Origin of the sequence: Echinicola sp. 20G (genome assembly GCF_015533855.1) — a bacterium.
Classification (GTDB): Bacteria; Bacteroidota; Bacteroidia; order Cytophagales; family Cyclobacteriaceae; genus Echinicola.
In genome coordinates this window covers 2,676,904-2,694,782 of the sequence record NZ_AP024154.1, presented here as the reverse complement: position 1 = coordinate 2,694,782, position 17,879 = coordinate 2,676,904, and the positions used below count along the sequence as shown (strand labels likewise).

Annotated in this window: 16 protein-coding genes; 9 read left to right on the top strand and 7 right to left on the bottom strand. The window is 38.8% G+C overall.

The window, feature by feature from the left end; genetic code table 11:
• The first annotated feature begins 109 nt into the window (after positions 1 to 109).
• Complete coding sequence (locus tag JL001_RS11345) at positions 110 to 520, top strand: hypothetical protein (RefSeq protein ID WP_200976190.1); 411 nt, start codon at positions 110 to 112, stop codon at positions 518 to 520.
• Here the strand turns inward: JL001_RS11345 and JL001_RS11340 are convergent.
• Positions 501 to 1,133 carry a histidine phosphatase family protein gene (locus JL001_RS11340; RefSeq protein WP_200976189.1) on the bottom strand — a complete coding sequence of 211 codons (633 nt, stop codon included), beginning with the start codon at positions 1,131 to 1,133 and terminating at the stop codon, positions 501 to 503. The genes JL001_RS11345 and JL001_RS11340 overlap by 20 nt on opposite strands.
• Positions 1,134 to 1,188: 55 nt before the next feature.
• Here JL001_RS11340 and JL001_RS11335 point away from each other — a divergent pair, with 55 nt between their 5' ends.
• From JL001_RS11335 to menD, 3 genes are read left to right on the top strand one after another with little or no spacing between them, the layout of a single operon-like run.
• Positions 1,189 to 1,617, top strand: coding sequence for a hotdog fold thioesterase (locus tag JL001_RS11335; RefSeq protein ID WP_200976188.1), 429 nt, complete (start codon positions 1,189 to 1,191; stop codon positions 1,615 to 1,617).
• Positions 1,614 to 2,816 (top strand): chorismate-binding protein, encoded by a 1,203-nt coding sequence (locus JL001_RS11330; protein WP_200976187.1) that lies wholly within the window; start codon positions 1,614 to 1,616, stop codon positions 2,814 to 2,816. The genes JL001_RS11335 and JL001_RS11330 overlap by 4 nt, the downstream gene beginning before the upstream one ends.
• A 7-nt stretch (positions 2,817 to 2,823) precedes the next feature.
• The gene (gene menD, locus JL001_RS11325; RefSeq protein WP_200976186.1) at positions 2,824 to 4,506 is read left to right on the top strand and encodes a 2-succinyl-5-enolpyruvyl-6-hydroxy-3-cyclohexene-1-carboxylic-acid synthase; all 1,683 of its coding nucleotides are present in this window, start codon (positions 2,824 to 2,826) and stop codon (positions 4,504 to 4,506) included.
• A 41-nt stretch (positions 4,507 to 4,547) separates the two neighbouring features.
• On the opposite strand, the gene JL001_RS11320 is transcribed toward menD, so the two are convergent.
• Both JL001_RS11320 and JL001_RS11315 read right to left on the bottom strand, forming a co-directional pair.
• Entirely contained in the window at positions 4,548 to 5,840 is a 1,293-nt protein-coding gene (locus JL001_RS11320) for a serine hydrolase (RefSeq protein ID WP_200976185.1), read from the bottom strand.
• Positions 5,841 to 5,921: 81 nt separating this feature from the next.
• Positions 5,922 to 6,755: a 1,4-dihydroxy-2-naphthoyl-CoA synthase gene (locus tag JL001_RS11315; protein WP_200976184.1), complete on the bottom strand. Its 834-nt coding sequence runs from the start codon at positions 6,753 to 6,755 to the stop codon at positions 5,922 to 5,924.
• A 166-nt stretch (positions 6,756 to 6,921) separates the two neighbouring features.
• Here JL001_RS11315 and JL001_RS11310 point away from each other — a divergent pair, with 166 nt between their 5' ends.
• The 3 genes from JL001_RS11310 to JL001_RS11300 all read left to right on the top strand — a co-directional run bounded on the left by JL001_RS11310 (position 6,922) and on the right by JL001_RS11300 (position 10,476).
• The gene (locus JL001_RS11310) at positions 6,922 to 7,992 is read left to right on the top strand and encodes an AMP-binding protein (protein ID WP_200976183.1); all 1,071 of its coding nucleotides are present in this window, start codon (positions 6,922 to 6,924) and stop codon (positions 7,990 to 7,992) included.
• A gap of 132 nt (positions 7,993 to 8,124) precedes the next feature.
• A complete protein-coding gene (locus JL001_RS11305) occupies positions 8,125 to 9,450 on the top strand; it encodes a cytochrome ubiquinol oxidase subunit I (RefSeq protein WP_200976182.1) in 1,326 nt (441 codons plus the stop codon).
• A 3-nt stretch (positions 9,451 to 9,453) separates the two neighbouring features.
• Positions 9,454 to 10,476, top strand: a complete 1,023-nt coding sequence (locus JL001_RS11300) for a cytochrome d ubiquinol oxidase subunit II (RefSeq protein ID WP_200976181.1) — start codon at positions 9,454 to 9,456, stop codon at positions 10,474 to 10,476.
• 115 nt (positions 10,477 to 10,591) lie between these two features.
• On the opposite strand, the gene JL001_RS11295 is transcribed toward JL001_RS11300, so the two are convergent.
• Positions 10,592 to 11,101 carry a gamma carbonic anhydrase family protein gene (locus tag JL001_RS11295; RefSeq protein WP_200976180.1) on the bottom strand — a complete coding sequence of 170 codons (510 nt, stop codon included), beginning with the start codon at positions 11,099 to 11,101 and terminating at the stop codon, positions 10,592 to 10,594.
• A gap of 146 nt (positions 11,102 to 11,247) precedes the next feature.
• Here JL001_RS11295 and JL001_RS11290 point away from each other — a divergent pair, with 146 nt between their 5' ends.
• Positions 11,248 to 11,970, top strand: coding sequence for a YceI family protein (locus tag JL001_RS11290; RefSeq protein ID WP_200976179.1), 723 nt, complete (start codon positions 11,248 to 11,250; stop codon positions 11,968 to 11,970).
• A 79-nt stretch (positions 11,971 to 12,049) separates the two neighbouring features.
• The gene (locus tag JL001_RS11285; protein WP_200976178.1) at positions 12,050 to 13,300 is read left to right on the top strand and encodes an anthranilate synthase component I family protein; all 1,251 of its coding nucleotides are present in this window, start codon (positions 12,050 to 12,052) and stop codon (positions 13,298 to 13,300) included.
• A gap of 5 nt (positions 13,301 to 13,305) precedes the next feature.
• On the opposite strand, the gene JL001_RS11280 is transcribed toward JL001_RS11285, so the two are convergent.
• The 3 genes from JL001_RS11280 to rfbB form a co-directional block, all read right to left on the bottom strand.
• Positions 13,306 to 15,756, bottom strand: a complete 2,451-nt coding sequence (locus tag JL001_RS11280) for a tyrosine-protein kinase (protein ID WP_200976177.1) — start codon at positions 15,754 to 15,756, stop codon at positions 13,306 to 13,308.
• A gap of 3 nt (positions 15,757 to 15,759) precedes the next feature.
• Positions 15,760 to 16,566, bottom strand: coding sequence for a polysaccharide biosynthesis/export family protein (locus tag JL001_RS11275; RefSeq protein ID WP_200976176.1), 807 nt, complete (start codon positions 16,564 to 16,566; stop codon positions 15,760 to 15,762).
• Between the two features lie 201 nt (positions 16,567 to 16,767).
• Positions 16,768 to 17,817, bottom strand: a complete 1,050-nt coding sequence (gene rfbB, locus JL001_RS11270; protein ID WP_200976175.1) for a dTDP-glucose 4,6-dehydratase — start codon at positions 17,815 to 17,817, stop codon at positions 16,768 to 16,770.
• Positions 17,818 to 17,879: the final 62 nt, after the last annotated feature.

The following is a 17,879-nucleotide window of genomic DNA, read 5'->3' as shown; positions in this document are numbered from 1 at the left end:
TTTTTAATGTTCTGAACAAACAGAATTCATTTTAGCATCTGTTAGTATTTTTTTCCCTGACAAAACCAAATGTACTTGCTAAGTCGTTATTATTTTTTTATATTTCTATATGAAGCAATTTGTATTACTGACGCTATTCACCCTAATAGTATCTTCCGCTTTTTGTAATAATCCGGAAGAAAAAACCTTCGTGGTCATCTTTAGCAAAAACGAGTTAAAACAACTGGATTCAAGTACAAAGTATATTGAAACGAACTTCGAAGATAAGTTTAGTACCAAAACCTACAATGGGAATTCGGATGCTGTACTCTTTATCCAGGTATCTGAATGTGACTTTGATAAGTGCCAATTTGGCCAAACCATGGTTCAAGTCAATAGATCAACTTGGAAACCTCTACAAGAAGTCGCATTTAGAATAATTGACTTGAGTGAATGTAAGGAAAACTATGAAGAGCTTCTTAGTGCTTTCTATGACAAAATTGATAAGAAAAAGGCCAAGTCTATCCAATCAATCCTTTAACTTTTAAATGCTTCACATAGTTATAGCGATCAAGTAAAAACTTACCATCATCCTTCACTGTCAGTTCGTAGTACCCCAAATTATGGTGATCAAATACATCCATAAAACGCAGGTCATACTCTAACATTAAACTCAACATCACACGCATGGCTCTCCCATGCATACAAATCAGCACAGTCTCTCCTCCTTTTGACATCACATAGTCAAGCCCTTTTTTCAATCTTTTATATACCATATTGGGAGACTCACCTCCTTCGATTGCATAATCCAGTTCTCCTTCTGACCATTTACTCAACATACTTTGGTAATAAGTATGTTCATCTTTGCTCATGGGCACCCCTTCATATTTACCCCAACTGATTTCATTGAAGTCCGGAACCGCTTCATGTGGTGTTCCATTTCTTAAAAATGAAGCTATGGATTGTTTTGTTCTTTGTAAGCCAGTATAATATATCCTATCGAACTTAATATGCTTATGGCTTTCATAAAAGGCCGCTGCTTGCTTGATTCCAGTCTCATTAATGGGTGCATCAATCCCACTCCCTTGCACTACTCCTTTTAAGTTATAATCTGTTTGTCCATGACGAACAATGAAGATTTTTTTAGTACCCAAGATTCTGTATTTTTGTTAACGATTTTCAAAGAAAACGTTTTTTATTCCAAAATTCATGATATTTAACGAAAACCTCCACGTTGATTTACTGAACAAGTTGGGCGAAGGCAACATGGGCGAACATCTTGGTATCCGCTTTACCGAAATAGGTGAGGACTATTTAGCGGCAACCATGCCGGTGGATCATCGAACAAAACAGCCCCTAGGCTTGTTACATGGAGGAGCCAACTTAGTCTTGGCGGAAACATTAGGAAGTGTGGCAGCTACCTGTTGCATTGACACGGACAAGCAATATTGCGTGGGACTGGAAATCAATGCCAACCATATCAAATCTGTCCGGTCAGGTTTAGTAGAAGGTATTGCCAAGCCCCTTCACATTGGAGGAAAGACCCAAATTTGGGAAATTAAAATTTTCTCTGAAACTAAAGAATTGACGTGTGTGAGCAGGATCACCATTGCTGTCCTCGATAAAAAACAAAGATGAGTATATCAACCGTAAAAACTTCTCTAACTACCCAAGAGAAAACTATAGATTGCCTAGTGCACCATGCCTTGATAGGCGGGCATCAAATCGCAGTTTGGAAATCACCCAAAAACAATGAAATCCAACTTATCCTTGATAAGACTGATAAAATCAAACGTGTTGAACTTGAACTCGACACACTTCCCGAGGGTTTCATTGCGCACCCATTTGGAGATCAAGAGGACCAAAAGGCATTTTTCTTGGAAGCTTCTGACTATTTTAAAATAAATATAGACCTTCCTGAAATACCAGATGTTACAGAAAAGTTCAAATCTGTTCAGTTGGATCAAACACAAACTAAAAAACAGATTAGGAACCACCTCAAGCAACTCTACACTCAAACACCCGGGGAATCATGTAATCCTACTACCAAAGAAGACTTTATAGAAATCGTCCATAAAGGTATCCAATCCATTAGTGAAGGAGAGATTGCAAAAGTAGTTCCGGCCAGAATGAAAAAATTGCAGTTAAAAGAAGGATTTGACCTTACCAAAACCTTCTTGGAGCTTTGTAAAAACTATCCAAATGCCTTTGTCAATTTCTTCCATATCCCCAGTGTAGGCACTTGGCTTGGTGCCACTCCTGAAGTATTGATCAAAACAGAAGGGCAATATTTCTATACCATGGCACTTGCAGGCACACAAAAAGCCTCGGGAGACAATCCTATTAAAAATGCTGCTTGGACCCAAAAAGAAATCGAAGAACAAGCATTAGTTAGTCGATATATTGTCAACAACTTCAAAAAAATAAGACTAAGGGAATACGAGGAAAATGGTCCAAAAACAGTCTTGGCAGGAAATCTTCTTCACTTAAGATCGGACTTCAGGGTCGATATGGAAGCTACCAATTTCCCTCAATTGGGATCGGTCATGTTAAAACTTTTACACCCTACTTCTGCAGTTTGTGGATCACCAAAAGAAAAAGCCATGGACTTTATCATAGAAAATGAAAAGTTCGACAGGTCTTTTTTTTCCGGATTTATCGGCCCAGTCAACATCGAAAACCAAACTGCTATCTATGTTAATCTGAGGACAACTCAATTCATAAACAACGAAGTTATCCTGTATGCTGGCGCAGGAGTTACCGAAGACTCTATTCCCGAAAAGGAATGGGAAGAAACTTCCATGAAATGTGATATAATCGGAAAATTCATTCAATAACGAAACCTTGATAATCCAACCGATCGTAGACTTGGCGGCCATTTGCGCACGCAAAGGAATCAAAAACATCATCTTGTCTCCTGGGTCAAGATGTGCACCTATTACCTTGGCTTTTGCAAGGCATCCAGAATTACATTGTAGGACTATTTCAGATGAGCGTTCTGCTGCATTTATTGCATTAGGGATGGCCCAACAGTTAAAAAAACCTGTTGTCTTGGTTTGTACCAGTGGAACTGCAGCCCTTAATTATGCTCCTGCTGTGGCCGAAGCCTACTTTCAGCAAATCCCACTACTTGTCATCACTGCCGACAGACCAGCGGAATGGATTGACCAGTGGGATGGACAAACGATCAGGCAAGAAAAAATTTACGGAAACCACATCAAGTCGAGTTATACTTTCCCCGATGAGTTTTCTACGGATGATAAGATTTGGCATGCCCACAGAATCATCAATGAGGCCATTAATAATTCCAGTAATTTCCCTGCTGGTCCTGTCCACATCAACATTCCCCTGAGGGAACCATTTTATCCTGACGTTAATGAAGCTTTTAATTACGCTCTCCCCGTTCCCATTGTGGATCAAGTCCAAAGTGAAATAACATTAGGGGAGGAAGCGAAAATTAAACTCAAAAATACACTTGAAAGGTTTAATCGGATCCTGATTGTTCCGGGACAACAAACTCCTTGTAGAAAAAGTCAGGAATTTATTGATCAAATCGCAAAGAGACATCAAGCTGTAGTAGTAACTGATACAATTTCAAATCTACAATCTGAACATACGATCAATTACCATGATCAATTTCTACCTATCTATGGTCATGGAGAGCTCTACCCCGACTTAATTATAAGCTTTGGAAAGTCCATTATTTCCAAATCACTAAAACTATTCCTAAGAAAGTCTGGTGCCGAACACTGGCATATCCAACCTGGAGGATATAGCCCAGATACTTTTCAAGGTCTTTCCAAACTAATAGATTCATCGTCAACTTCATTTTTAAAGTTCTTGTCTGAAAGCTTACAGGCTAAGGAAAGTGAGTTTTCAAAAGCATGGAAAGTCGCTAATGAAAGTATCGGCCATAGCTTACCAGAGGCATTAGAGAATGCTGAATTTGGGGAATGGAAAGCAATTGAAACTATTCTGAACAAGGTTCCTGAACACTCTAAAATACACTTGGCCAATAGCATGGCAGTACGTTATGTCAACTTTCTCGGACCAAGAAAGCAGGAAATCATTTGTAACCGTGGCACAAGCGGCATAGATGGTTCCAACAGTACAGCAGTAGGTTGTACCTTCACCACTAAAGACTTTGTTACTTTATTTACTGGTGATTTGGCATTTTTCTATGATCGTAATGCCTTTTGGCACAATTACACTTACAACAATCTAAGAGTTGTTCTTTTGAACAACCACGCTGGAGGTATATTCCGCTTAATTGACGGTCCTAGCAGGCAACCTGAACTGGAAGAATTCTTTGAAACCAAACAATCTCTAAATGCTGAAAACTTGGCCAAAGATTTTAACTTTCACTATTCAGCTGCTTCCAATAAAGAGGGGCTAGATGAAGCCTTGCGAGATTTCTACCACCCATCTATTAGGCCAAGGTTATTGGAAATAACTTCTGAAAGTACTCAAAACACCAACATTCTAAAAATAGTCAAAGATTACTTATTGACTATTTTAAAAAAATAAACAATAAGGGAAGCTTAGCCTCCCTTATTGTTTATTTTCATTTAATCATCTACTGCAGCCCCAACCATCTGTCTGAATTTCCAGCCTGTCTGGTCATTCACTCTACCTTGGGTCTGCTTCATCAGAATGCCAATAACTTGCTCTTGTGGATCGGCAAAATATTGGGTATTGAAATATCCTCCCCAATCAAAAGTACCTGCACTCCCCATTCCTCCGTGCCCCTCTCCTTTCTCGGTCACCACACCAAAAGCCAAACCGTAGTATTTGTTATCTCCTCCAAATAAATCTCCAGTTTGATTCCCCATTATAGATGCTACAGTTGTTCTACTCAAGATTCTTACGCCGTTCAGGTGACCTTCATTCAAATACATCTGTAAAAAAGTTGCATAGTCCTTGGCTGTACTACTCAAGCCCGCTCCACCTGAAAAGAAAGCTCTAGCTCCAGCCTTCGGATAATTGGTGTCATAAAAAGTGACGGGGTAGGGCATCCATTTCCCATCCTTCTTCTCTTGCACAGTAACCAACCTATTTTCTTTATTTTTAGGGAGATAGAACCAAGTATCATCCATTCCCAACGGATCGAAAATTCTTTCCCTTAAAAACTCATCAAAAGGCTTTCCCGAAACTACTTCTACTAAATACCCTAAAACATCCAAACCTTCACTGTACCGATACTGCTCACCGGGATTAAAGTGTAATGGCAGTTTGGCCAGCTTCTTTACACTCTCACCGATCGTTATATTTTCTGCGGTAAAAAGGTCAGTCACCCCTGCCTTGTCGTAGATCATCCTCATCCTTTCATCACCATCGATTACTCCATAACCTAAGCCTGATGTATGTGTCAATAAATGCCTGATAGTAATTTCTTTGTTCGCAGGGATTGTACTATAAGTGGTGTCTGCATATTTGAATCCGCTTAATACTTGTGGATTTTTAAACTCGGGAATATACTTTGAAATGGGGTCATCCAATTGAAACTGTCCCTCTTCCCACAGGATCATGACTGCTGTGGAAGTAATGGCTTTGGTTTGGGAAGCAATTCTAAAAATTGCGTCTTTCTTCATTTCAACACCAGCAGTATTATCTGCCATCCCATATGCTTGGTGGAACACAATTTTCCCATCTTTAGCGATCAAGGCTACCGCCCCGGGTATATTTCCTGAATTCACTTCATCACTGAGCATTTCCCCAATCTTATTCAGTCGTTCTGAAGACATGCCTACACTAGAAGGAGTCCCATCAGAAAGTGGTGATGATTTTAAAGATGTTTTAGTTTGTGCATCTGCATGGATTGCTAAAAGCCATATGGCTACCGCCAATAAAATTTTCTTCATGGTACTTAGGTTATTAGGGCAAAATAAAAAAAGACCTGCATTATTCCGTGTGGTAGCATGCAGGTCTGAAATTCAATTACATTAAGGAATCCACTTAATATCCTTAAAGTTAGGTTTTCGTTTTTCCAAGAAAGCATTTCTTCCTTCCTTCGCTTCCTCTGTCATGTAGGTCAAGCGAGTGGCTTCACCTGCAAACACTTGCTGTCCTACCATGCCGTCATCCGTTAAATTGAAAGCAAACTTCAGCATTTTGATGGATGTTGGAGATTTTTCCAAAATTTCCTGAGCCCATTCAAAAGCAGTAGCTTCCAACTCTTCATGGGGGATCACAGCATTGACCATTCCCATTTCATAAGCTTCTTGGGCTGAGTAGTTTCTACCTAAGAAAAATATTTCCCTGGCACGCTTTTGACCAACCATCTTAGCCAAATAGGCAGAACCATATCCACCATCAAAACTGGTAACGTCTGCATCTGTTTGCTTAAAAATGGCATGTTCTTTACTAGCCAATGTCAAATCACATACCACGTGAAGACTATGCCCTCCACCGACGGCCCAACCTGGAACCACAGCAATGACCACTTTAGGCATAAACCTGATCAGACGCTGTACCTCTAGTATATTTAATCGGTGCATCCCATCATCACCTACATACCCTTGCTCTCCACGGGCTTTTTGATCACCTCCGCTGCAAAAAGAATAAATGCCATCTTTAGGTGATGGGCCTTCAGCAGAAAGCAAAACGACACCTATCGATGTATCTTCTCTCGCATCCAAAAAAGCTTCAAATAATTCACTGGTTGTTTTGGGGCGAAAAGCATTCCTTACTTCTGGGCGGTTAAAGGCAATCCTTGCCACTCCCCCACACTTTTTATAAGTAATGTCTTCAAATTCCTTGACTACTTTCCAATCCATATTAACTGATAATTTGATTCATTTTGATTTCTACGCAAGATAATAGCCTCAACGGTATTAATCATGGATCAAGACATTTTTGTAAAGCCTTAACTCCTCACAAATTCACTTTCTGAATTTAAACCTACCCAAAATGGTTTAATTTGCAGGAAATTTAGTTTGAAGTATGATCATTATAGAAGACCATCAATTGACTTTTGAAGCCATCAAAAAAGGAGACTGGAGCCTATTCCCTCCATATTTCCAGGAGTCCCTTTTGTTCTGTAAAGATTGGTTAAATGGTAAAGAAGAATTCAACCTCCAAACCTCTGGATCAACAGGTAAACCCAAAACCATTTCTATTAAAAGAATCCAAATGGAGAACAGCGCAAAAGCCACTGGTGACTTTTTCAAAATAACTGCTGATTCCAAACTACTTTGCTGTCTAAACACAGCCATGATTGCCGGTAAAATGATGCTTGTCCGAGCAATGGAATGGAAAAGTAAAGTCCATCTTATCGAACCAAACGGACTTCCGCTTAAAAGCTTTCCTCAAAATCAAAAGTTTGATTTCGTAGCAATGGTCCCCGCTCAAATAGAGAACAGTTTAGGCGATATTGAAAGTACCCCACTACTTAAAAACATTAGAAGCCTGATTATTGGAGGAGCTCCCCTTTCGAATGAATTGCAAAAAGAAATCGCTAAGCTTCCTTGTAACAGCTTTCAGACATACGGCATGACTGAAACTGTCTCTCACATTGCCTTGGCAAAAATTTCTGGAACTGCTCCACTTGTGTACCGTGTTCTTCCAGGGGTCGAAATCAATACAAATGAAAACAATCAATTGGTCATCAAAGCTCCAATGGCCCTTCATCCATTAACTACCAGTGATATCGTCAAGATTATATCTCCACAAGAGTTCATTTGGAAAGGCCGGTCGGATTTCACCATCAACTCCGGGGGAATCAAAATTCAACCGGAAGAAATAGAAAAATCAATCTCTTCTAAAGTCATTAAATTCTTCAATAACAGCCGATATTTCATTTCTTCAGAACCCCATAGTAAATGGGGAGAACAAGTGGTATTGATCATCGAAAGTCAGGAACCATCAGATTGGAATGCAGCTAATTTTAAAAAAGAATTGCGAGTAGTTCTGGAAAAATATGCTTGTCCAAAAAAAATTCATTTCATAGAAAATTTCATTGAAACAACATCCGGTAAAATCAACAGACACAAAACCGCCCAACTCACCCAATAAAAGTTTATTCCACCTAAAAAACCATCTTTTAACCATTTTTTCAGCTCATAATTATTAATTTAGTCTAGCCAACTTCATGACCCAAATACCGTAAATTGAAGCAAGGATTTATGAATTTTTAACCTTTCCGTTATGGATGATTTAATGGCCGCCAGATCCCAAATGGCACTCTCTCTGGGCTTTCACATCATATTTGCCTGTATAGGCATGATCATGCCATTTCTGATGGCTGTTTCCCATTACAAATACCTCAAAACCGGAAAAGACAAATACAAAACTCTCACCAAAGCTTGGAGCAAAGGTGTGGCCATTTTCTTTGTTACAGGGGCTGTTTCAGGCACCATGCTTTCTTTTGAATTGGGCCTCCTATGGCCTGAATTCATGAAACATGCAGGACCTATTTTTGGGATGCCATTTTCACTGGAAGGGACAGCATTCTTTATTGAAGCGATTGCTCTTGGGTTTTTTCTCTATGGCTGGGATAAATTCAACCCATGGTTCCACTGGTTCACAGGAGTAGTTGTTGGTGTAAGCGGGCTGGCATCCGGTATACTGGTAGTAGCTGCCAATTCTTGGATGAATTCCCCAGCAGGTTTTGATTTTGTCAATGGAGAATACATCAATATTGACCCAATAGCGGCCATGTTCAATGCAGCTTGGTTCAGCCAGGCTTTACACATGATTTTGGCCGCCTTTGTAGCCACGTGCTTTGCTGTCGCGGGCATACATGCCTGGATGTTATTAAAAGGAAAAAATAATGCCATTCACCAAAGTGCATTAAAAATTGCTTTGACCATTGGAGCCATCGCGGCAATATTGCAACCTATCAGTGGAGATATATCAGCCAAAGATGTAGCAATAAGACAGCCTGCTAAATTGGCAGCCATGGAAGCCCATTTTCATACCGAAGAGTCTGCTGACCTCATTATCGGGGGAATTCCCGATGAAGAAAATAAAACGGTCAATTATGCAATAAAAATCCCTGGAGCATTGAGTTTTCTCGCCCATGGTGATTTTGAGGCCGAAGTAATAGGCCTAGATCAAATCCCTGAAGAAGAACATCCCCCCGTAACAGTAACCCACTTTGCATTTCAAATTATGGTAGGCTGTGGGACGTTATTAATGCTGATAGGACTCACTTGGCTGTTTGGATTATGGAAATCAAAAAAATACATTTTCTCTAAAAAGTATTTAATAATATTGGCCTTGGCCACTCCTTTAGGCTTTATAGCTGTAGAAGCAGGTTGGTTTGTGACTGAGGTAGGAAGGCAACCATGGATTCTTTATGGAATAATGAGGACCTCAGAAGCAGTAACTCCGATGCCGGGAATCGTCTATTCATTCATTCTTTATTCGATAATATACCTATCCCTAAGCGCGATAGTATCTTTACTGCTCATCAGACAAATCAAAAACTTAAAAGAAAATCAGGATCTATCGTTACCACTAAATCAATAAACCATGCTCTACGTTGTTATTGCATTCTTATACTTATCGCTATTATTTTACCTTCTTTTTGGAGGAGCTGATTTTGGTGCAGGGATTATTGAGTTATTTGCAGGAGGTTCACAAAAGGAGCGAACCCGATTACTTACGTATCAGGCAATAGGCCCAATCTGGGAAGCCAATCATATGTGGCTGATCATTGCCATTGTAATCCTTTTTGTAGGCTTTCCGGAAATTTACACTACCGTGTCTGTATTCTTGCATATTCCTTTATCCTTATTGCTGATTGGAATTATTGCTAGGGGTACAGCTTTTATATTCAGACATTATGATGCAGTAAAAGATCATTTCCAGAAGGTGTACAATCTTATCTTTGTCTACTCTTCTTTTATGACACCTTTTTTTCTTGGCATCTTGGCCGGCACAGTAATTTCAGGAAGAATTGACACGGAAGCACCAGACTTTCTATCCGCATATATCTTACCTTGGACAGGACTATTCCCTCTAAGTATTGGGATTTTCACCGTTATCATATGTGGTTTTCTAGCAGCTGTTTATCTGATAGGAGAAGCTACAACAGATGAAGACAGAAACCTCTTTAGAAAGAAAGCTTTTCGCATGAACATCCTTACCGTCACAATGGGCGCTGTGGTCTTTTTGATAGGTGAGCTTGAAGGAATTCAGCTGTTCAAACAATTGTCGCAACATCCTGTTGGCTTTACAGCTTTGGCATTGGCTACTGCATCACTTCCTATTACATGGTATTTGTTGAAAAAGCAAAAAGTATATTGGCCTAGAATTTTGGTTGGTTTTCAGATTACCATGATCTTATTAACACTTTTTGCTAGCCAACATCCAGACTTTATCATCATGAAAGGAATGACTTTGACATTGGAAGAAATGGCAGCTGGTGAGGCAACTATTTTCAGCTTAGGCATGGCATTGCTCATTGGAAGCATTTTCATTTTACCTGCCTTGTTCTATTTGATCTATAGTTTCCAAAAACGCCCAATAACAGTGTCAAAAGCTAAATTTTAAAAGAATATTAACCTGATAAATTTTAATTCTCCATTTATAGGTCAAGAAAATTGATCAAATTCTTAACTACCCTATTTGGCTTAAACGAATTGAATATTCAGTTGCAGATACTTTCCTATTGATACCATTTGGAATACATCGGGTAATTCTTTGCAGTTCTTTTGATCACTTCAAGCATTTCATCTCCCGTATCTTTCACCTTTTTTGCCGGAATGCCTGCATAAATACTATTCTCTTCAACAATGGTACCTGCCAAAACTATGGCACCTGCTGCGATCACGGCACCACTGTGAACCACCGCATTGTCCATTACTACAGCATTCATTCCAATCAAAACATTATCATGGACGGTACAACCATGCACAATGGCATTGTGGGCTATAGAAACATTATCTCCAATATAGGTCCCCGCTTTTTGGTAGGTACAATGGATGATGGCTCCATCTTGGATATTGGTACGGCTACCTATCCTAATTTCATGAACATCCCCCCGAACTACCGCATTGAACCAAACAGTGCATTCCTCTCCCATAATTACATCTCCCACCACAGTAGCATTATCCGCCAACCAACAATCTTTACCCACCTGGGGACATTTCCCATTTATTTCCTTTATCAAAGCCATAATAATGCAATAAACTATACTTCAATTTTTTCTACTAAAGTTAATATTCAAAACTAGATTTTTTAATGACATTTTGAACCTTTTTTCCTAATTTTAAATTTCAATGTATATACACATAATTACAGAACATTCTAAATTGATCAATTATGAAACTATTTAAAACAACCGGCATATTACTTGCTAGTGCCCTATTGGCTGTTGCATGCGGCCAAAAAAGCGAAACAGTAGAAACCACAGAAGCTCAAGATGTAGCCGAAGCCACTGGCAAAACAGTCAGTGTCAACACCTCAGAAAGTGCAGTATCATGGACAGGTTTTAAACCCGCTGGAAAACATTTTGGAACCATCCCGGTAACTGGTGGTGAAATCAGCATTGAAGGAGAAGCCATTACTAGCGGTACTTTTACCTTTGATATTACCGGCCTCAAAATAGATGATATAGAGGAAGGAAGTGAAAGCTATGGTAAGCTTCAAGGTCACCTTCACTCTGCTGACTTTTTTGATGTAGCAAACTACCCAAGCGCCACCTTTGAGGTTACAGCTGTAGAGCCTTTCACAGCAGGCAGTACCATCGAAGACAAAGAAGAGTTTGAAACAGAATTTACGCCAAACACCCTAAGCGAGCAAATGGTTGAGAATCCTACTCATTGGATCAGCGGAAACCTAACCATGAGAGGCACCACAAAAAACATTAAATTCCCTGCAGCTGTTTCTATACAAGATGGAGCTATATCTGCAAAAGCAGGCTTTAACATTGACAGAACTGACTGGGGTTTGTCCTACAATGATGAAAGCTCTGCTGTAGATAAGGCAAAAGATAAGTTCATCTACAATACTGTAAACGTTGGTTTTGAAATCAAGGCTAACTAAGCGACTACCGCCAAATAAACTTAAAGAGGAATTCAGCAGAATTCCTCTTTTTTTATGCCCTTTCCTTTAATTTTGAGGCATGATTGATAACAGTGCCAAGAAATACCCTCTATCTACTGAATGGACTGAAAAGTCAATTGCCTATGTTTGCGAACATTTCAGATTTGTTTCCTATCACAACCCAAACGGCATCCCATATCCTAATGGAGGTTTTGATCATGTTCTCTTTGCCGGAAATCATGAGATCAACTGGAATCAATTGACCAAAACTTCCGGACCAAAAGCAGGGATTTTCAGTTATGATCTGAAAAATAAGTTTGAAAGACTGCACAGCCAAAATCAAGCCCTTGCCAGTTGCCCTGAGAGTTTATTTTTCACCCCTGAACTTACCATTAGATTTTTTGAAGATTATGTTATCATTGAACATGAAACACCCAATAAAATCCATGACAAAATCACTTATCATAGCCTTAATAGAAAACTATTTCAAATAGGATCTATCCATATAAGGACTTCAAAGGAGAAATACATCAACAACGTAAAAAAAATCCAAAAGCACATCAGGGAAGGAGACATTTACGAGTTGAATTATTGCATCTCTTTTAATGCCGATTTTGAGGAGCTAGACCCAGTCCGTTTATTTCAAGATCTTAGGGGTAAATCCCCCATGCCTTTTAGCAGTTTTTTTAAGGCTAACCAACTTTATCTGGTTGGAGCTTCACCAGAGCGATTTATTCAAAGAAGAAAAGATAAAATCATCGCTCAGCCCATTAAAGGAACTATAAAAAGAGGAAAGACTTCAGAGGAGGATAAAACACTTCAAAACATGCTCAGGCACAGCGAAAAAGAAAAAGCTGAAAACTTGATGATTGTAGACCTCATGAGAAACGATCTCTCCAGAGTATCTGTTACTGGCTCCATTAAGGTAGACGAACTGTTTGGTATTTATCCTTTTAAACAGGTTTCGCAAATGATCTCAACTGTATCCTCTACCCTCAAATCTGGGATTACTTTTGAAGAAATCATTGCAGCCACTTTCCCGATGGGTAGCATGACAGGAGCTCCCAAAATAAAATGCATGGAACTCATAGAGAAATACGAAGACTTTAAGCGTGGTTGGTTCTCAGGAACGGTTGGTTATATAAATGAAAATGGGGATTTTGACTTCAGTGTTATCATAAGAAGTATCATCATAGATACCAAGCAAAAACACCTCTATTTTGCCGCCGGAAGCGCCATTACCTATGACGCAAATCCAGAATATGAATACGAAGAATGTCTTCTTAAGGCAAAAGCTATTTTTGAAGTTTTGGAACAATCAAACCCTTAAAAACATCACCCCTTTAGCTTACTTATCAGACGACTTAACCAAGCCTCTGATTTTGGATGGGCGTCTTCCTCATAGTAATTACCGGTGTATTTGTTTTTTCTGATATAGGAATAATTGTAGCCATAACCATAATTGTACCCACCAAAGTCATACACATCACCACCAGCTTTCAATCCATTAAATACACAGTAAAAGTCTTTAACTTGATCATTTTCATACAGGTCATTTATCATCAAAAGGTATTTCTTCTGCGTATAATCTTGACGAACAATGTAAAGATTTACATCTGAAAACCTTAATAAGTCCATCGTCTCAGACACCAATGCCAAAGGAGGTGTATCCATAACAATCACATCAAATTCCTTTTCGAGCTCATTGATGAAATGTTCAAGTTTATTTTTCAAAAGTAGTTCAGCAGGGTTGGGAGGTATTGGCCCAGAAGGGACAAAATATAGATTTTCATACTTGGTTTGATGAACAATCTCCTCTTTGGTTGCCTTATCCACTAAATAAGAAGACAGACCTTTTTTATTACTTATCCCTACATATTGAGCTATCCTTGGTTTTCTAAGATCCATTCCTACGACACATGTCTTTTTGCCACTCAATGACATGGCCGAAGCGATATTTAAACTCACAAATGTCTTTCCCTCCCCCGAAACACTGGAAGTAACCAAAATCCGCTTACATTTTCTTTCGCTGGCAATGTAGAACAAAGCCGACCTGATTGATCGAAATGATTCTGAAACAATAGCTTTTGGATATTCAGCCACCAGCATGTTGGTTCCCCTCTCACTATATCCTATAGTGCCCAAAAGTGGGATTCTGATAGCATTTTTCAATTGCACCTGATCCATTATTCTATTATTTAAATAATGGTAGAGCAATAAAATTCCCAGGGGAATGAAAAGCCCTAAACCCAGTGCCATCCCATAATTCTGTGATTTTTTCGGATAGATCAGATTCCCTTTTCTAGCGTAATCCACCACACTGTTGTCTGGTACATTGGATGCCTTGGCTATTCCCGCCTCGGCGCGCTTCTCAAGCAAATAATTATATAAATTTTCTCTTAACTTATATTCCCTATAGATATTTGTATAATTTGATTCTGCTTGTGGTAATTTGGCAAACTCTCTATCAAATTCAGCCAATTTCAATTCTGCCTCCCGCTTCTTCTCCTCTGTATTGGCCACAAGGTTTTTGATATTCTCAAAAATATTTTCTTTCAATCTTTCAATTTGATCATTAAGTTTTTCTATGTCGGGATGGTTCTCGTTCACAGTCGAAAGCAATTTCCTCCTTTCCATTGAAATGGTAATTAGGCTTTGGGTCATGCTGTTCAACAAGCCATCAGAAATACCCATCATAGATGGAGCCAAAATCTCACCGTAATCCTCTGATCTGTTTTCAAGATATGATTTCAGGGAATTATAATAACCCAACTCAAACTCCAATTCTTGAATATGGCCTTCCAAAACATGGATCTTACCTAAAACACCACCAAATTCGGATTCCAAATCGAGCAGCTTATTTTCTACTTTGAAGTTGAGCATCCTTCTCTCTGCAGACCGCAAGGAGTCTTCCACAACAAACATCTGCTCATCAATAAACTCCAAGGTATTCTCAGATATCAAGTTCTTTTCCCTCAAATCATATTGAATATAGGCATCCATTAAGGCATTCACATAATCTCTTCCTTTCTCTACCACAGTAGAAACCAAAGTCACCTGAAGCACAGATCCATAATTATTTTGAGGCCTTACCGATACGGCATCGGCATAATGGTCAATCAGGGCCGAAGGATTATGTATGACAAAAGAAAGCTTATCACCAACTCTCATGCCCTTTACCTTTTCTATAGAAAATTTCGAATTGGGAGACTCAATGACTTCACCAAATGTATATCTCTTCTCAATAATATTTTCATCTACAGGACCATTGGCTTTAGCTGAAAAATAATTAGCGATGCTTTTCTCCTCTCTGCTTAAGACAAACTCATCTTCCTCAACCAACGTGAGCTGAATTAATCCATTTTCAAGCTGTAAATGATCCCAATCTACATTTACCTTAATTGGTGATTTGTCGTACAGCTCAACCTCCTTGATATTGGTTGAAGCAAAATAACTCACATCGAAGTGTAAATTCTTCAAAGCTTCAGCGGCAAGATTTTTAGAGGTAAAAATTAAAATATCGTTCTCCATATTGTTCATTTCAGAAAAAATATTGGACCGGTCCAATATTCTAACCTCAGGAGAAGCATTTCTTTTAATCAAAATACTTCCTCGAACCTCATACCTCTCCACAGTATAACGATGGTACAAAAAAGCCACCGTAAGTGCCATCAAAACACTAATGATATAAATCGGCCAATACCTAGAGTATTTGATGAGGTAATACTTGATATCAATAGGCTTCGACTCTTCCTCAAACTTCAATATATCTTGTTGGTCTATCATCTCCTAGTCTTGAGTAATGGCCACTATGAACAGAACTGAAGAAAGTATCCCTACCACTAATGTCAAGGTAGAGGTAATATTGTTTGCATCCCCTACCTGTCTGATAGACATAGGTTGGAGATAAAGTATATCATTCGGTTGGATAAAATAATAAGGAGATGCCAGCAAAGCCCTATCGTTAAGATTGATCTGATGAATTTTGACCCCACCATCATATTGCCTGATCAAGTACAATTCATTTTTCTTCGCCAATATATTGCTCTCTCCCGCCATTGCCAATGCATCGAAAATAGTGGCCCTGTTTTTCAATATGGTCTTGGTCCCTGAATTGGAAAACTCCCCTAAGGTAGTAAACCTTATCCCCCCTGTTCTCAACCTCACAAAAACCTCCTCCTTAAAATATTCATTGATTTCTGACTCAACTTTCTTTCTCGCATCCTCTTCTGTCAACCCTGCTATTTTAATCAATCCTAACTTTGGGATTCTAACCATTCCATCTTTATCGATGGAATACCCAGTAAAATAAAATATATCACCTCCTCCCGAAGCCCCTCCGTTTCCTCCTCTGGCATTTCTCGATCCTTGATATTCGAAAACTTTGGTAAGCTCTTCATCTGAAGAAGCAAAGTCAATATCAACCACATCAAACGGTTGCAAAATATATTCATATTCTACATCAGCATAAGGGATAAACTCATTCAAATCAATTGGCTCATTTCCCGGTAAATTCTGAAGATAATTTAATCTTTTGTTACTAACGCATGAGATGGAGAAAAGCGCTATAACCAAAACAGACAAAAGGTGTTTCATCCAAGCTATGTTGATTTTTAGTAGTATCAAATATACTTAAATATATAAGTTATGAAAATCTAAAAATGGCTATAAGAGGCAATCAATCGCCCAACCCCTGCAATTAGTGCATAAAAAACAAAAAAGAATAGCCAAAGTGATTCTTTGGCTATTCGTATCTTTTATTGATTCAAAAAGATTTTTTACGATTTTTTAGATTTTCTAGTTTTTGTAATGATTTTTATAGTATTCTTGATAATCTCCAGAGGTTACATGTTGTAACCATTCTTGATTTTCAAGGTACCAATCTACCGTTTTTTCTATACCTTCCTCAAACTGTAAAGAGGGTTTCCAGCCCAATTCTTTTTCCAACTTAGTCGCATCGATGGCATATCTTAGGTCGTGGCCTGCTCGATCTTTTACAAATGTGATCAACTGCTCAGACTCTCCTGTCTCCCTACCCAATTTCCGATCCATGATTTCACAAAGCAACTGGACTATATCAATATTTTTCCATTCATTCCATCCACCAATATTATAGGTTTCTCCTTGCTTACCCTGGTGAAACACAACATCAATGGCTGCTGCATGATCCACTACATACAACCAATCACGTATGTTTTCTCCTTTTCCATAAACTGGAAGTGGCTTATTATTTTTAATGTTATGGATGCACAATGGGATGAGTTTCTCTGGAAACTGATTCGGACCATAGTTATTAGAACAATTACTGATTACCGTCCTCATTCCATAGGTATTGGCATATGCCCTCACGAAGTGATCGGAAGAAGCTTTAGAAGCAGAATAAGGCGATTGTGGGTCATACGATGTAGTTTCGGTAAAGAATCCACCATCATCAAGGGAACCATACACCTCATCTGTAGATACATGATAAAACAAATGGTCTTTTTCAGACTTCCAATGTTCTTTAGCCACATTCAATAGGTTAACCGTTCCTATCACATTGGTCTTAACAAAAGCCAATGGATCTGATATAGACCTGTCCACATGAGATTCAGCTGCCAAATGAATGACATCTGTGATATTATGCTTGGTAAAAACTTTCTCTATTCCGTTCTCATCGAGAAGATCCACTTTCTCAAAAAAATAATTATCTGAATCTTCTACTTCTTTAAGGTTTTCAAGATTACCAGCATAGGTCAGGCAATCCATGTTAACCACCGTATATTCAGGATACTTAGAAACAAATAATTTTACGACGTGACTACCAATGAAACCTGCTCCACCTGTAATTAAAATTGATTTTTTCATGAAAATTTGAATTGTCTATTAATCTACCCCTTCGATCTCCAAGTCATTCCAATGGACAAATT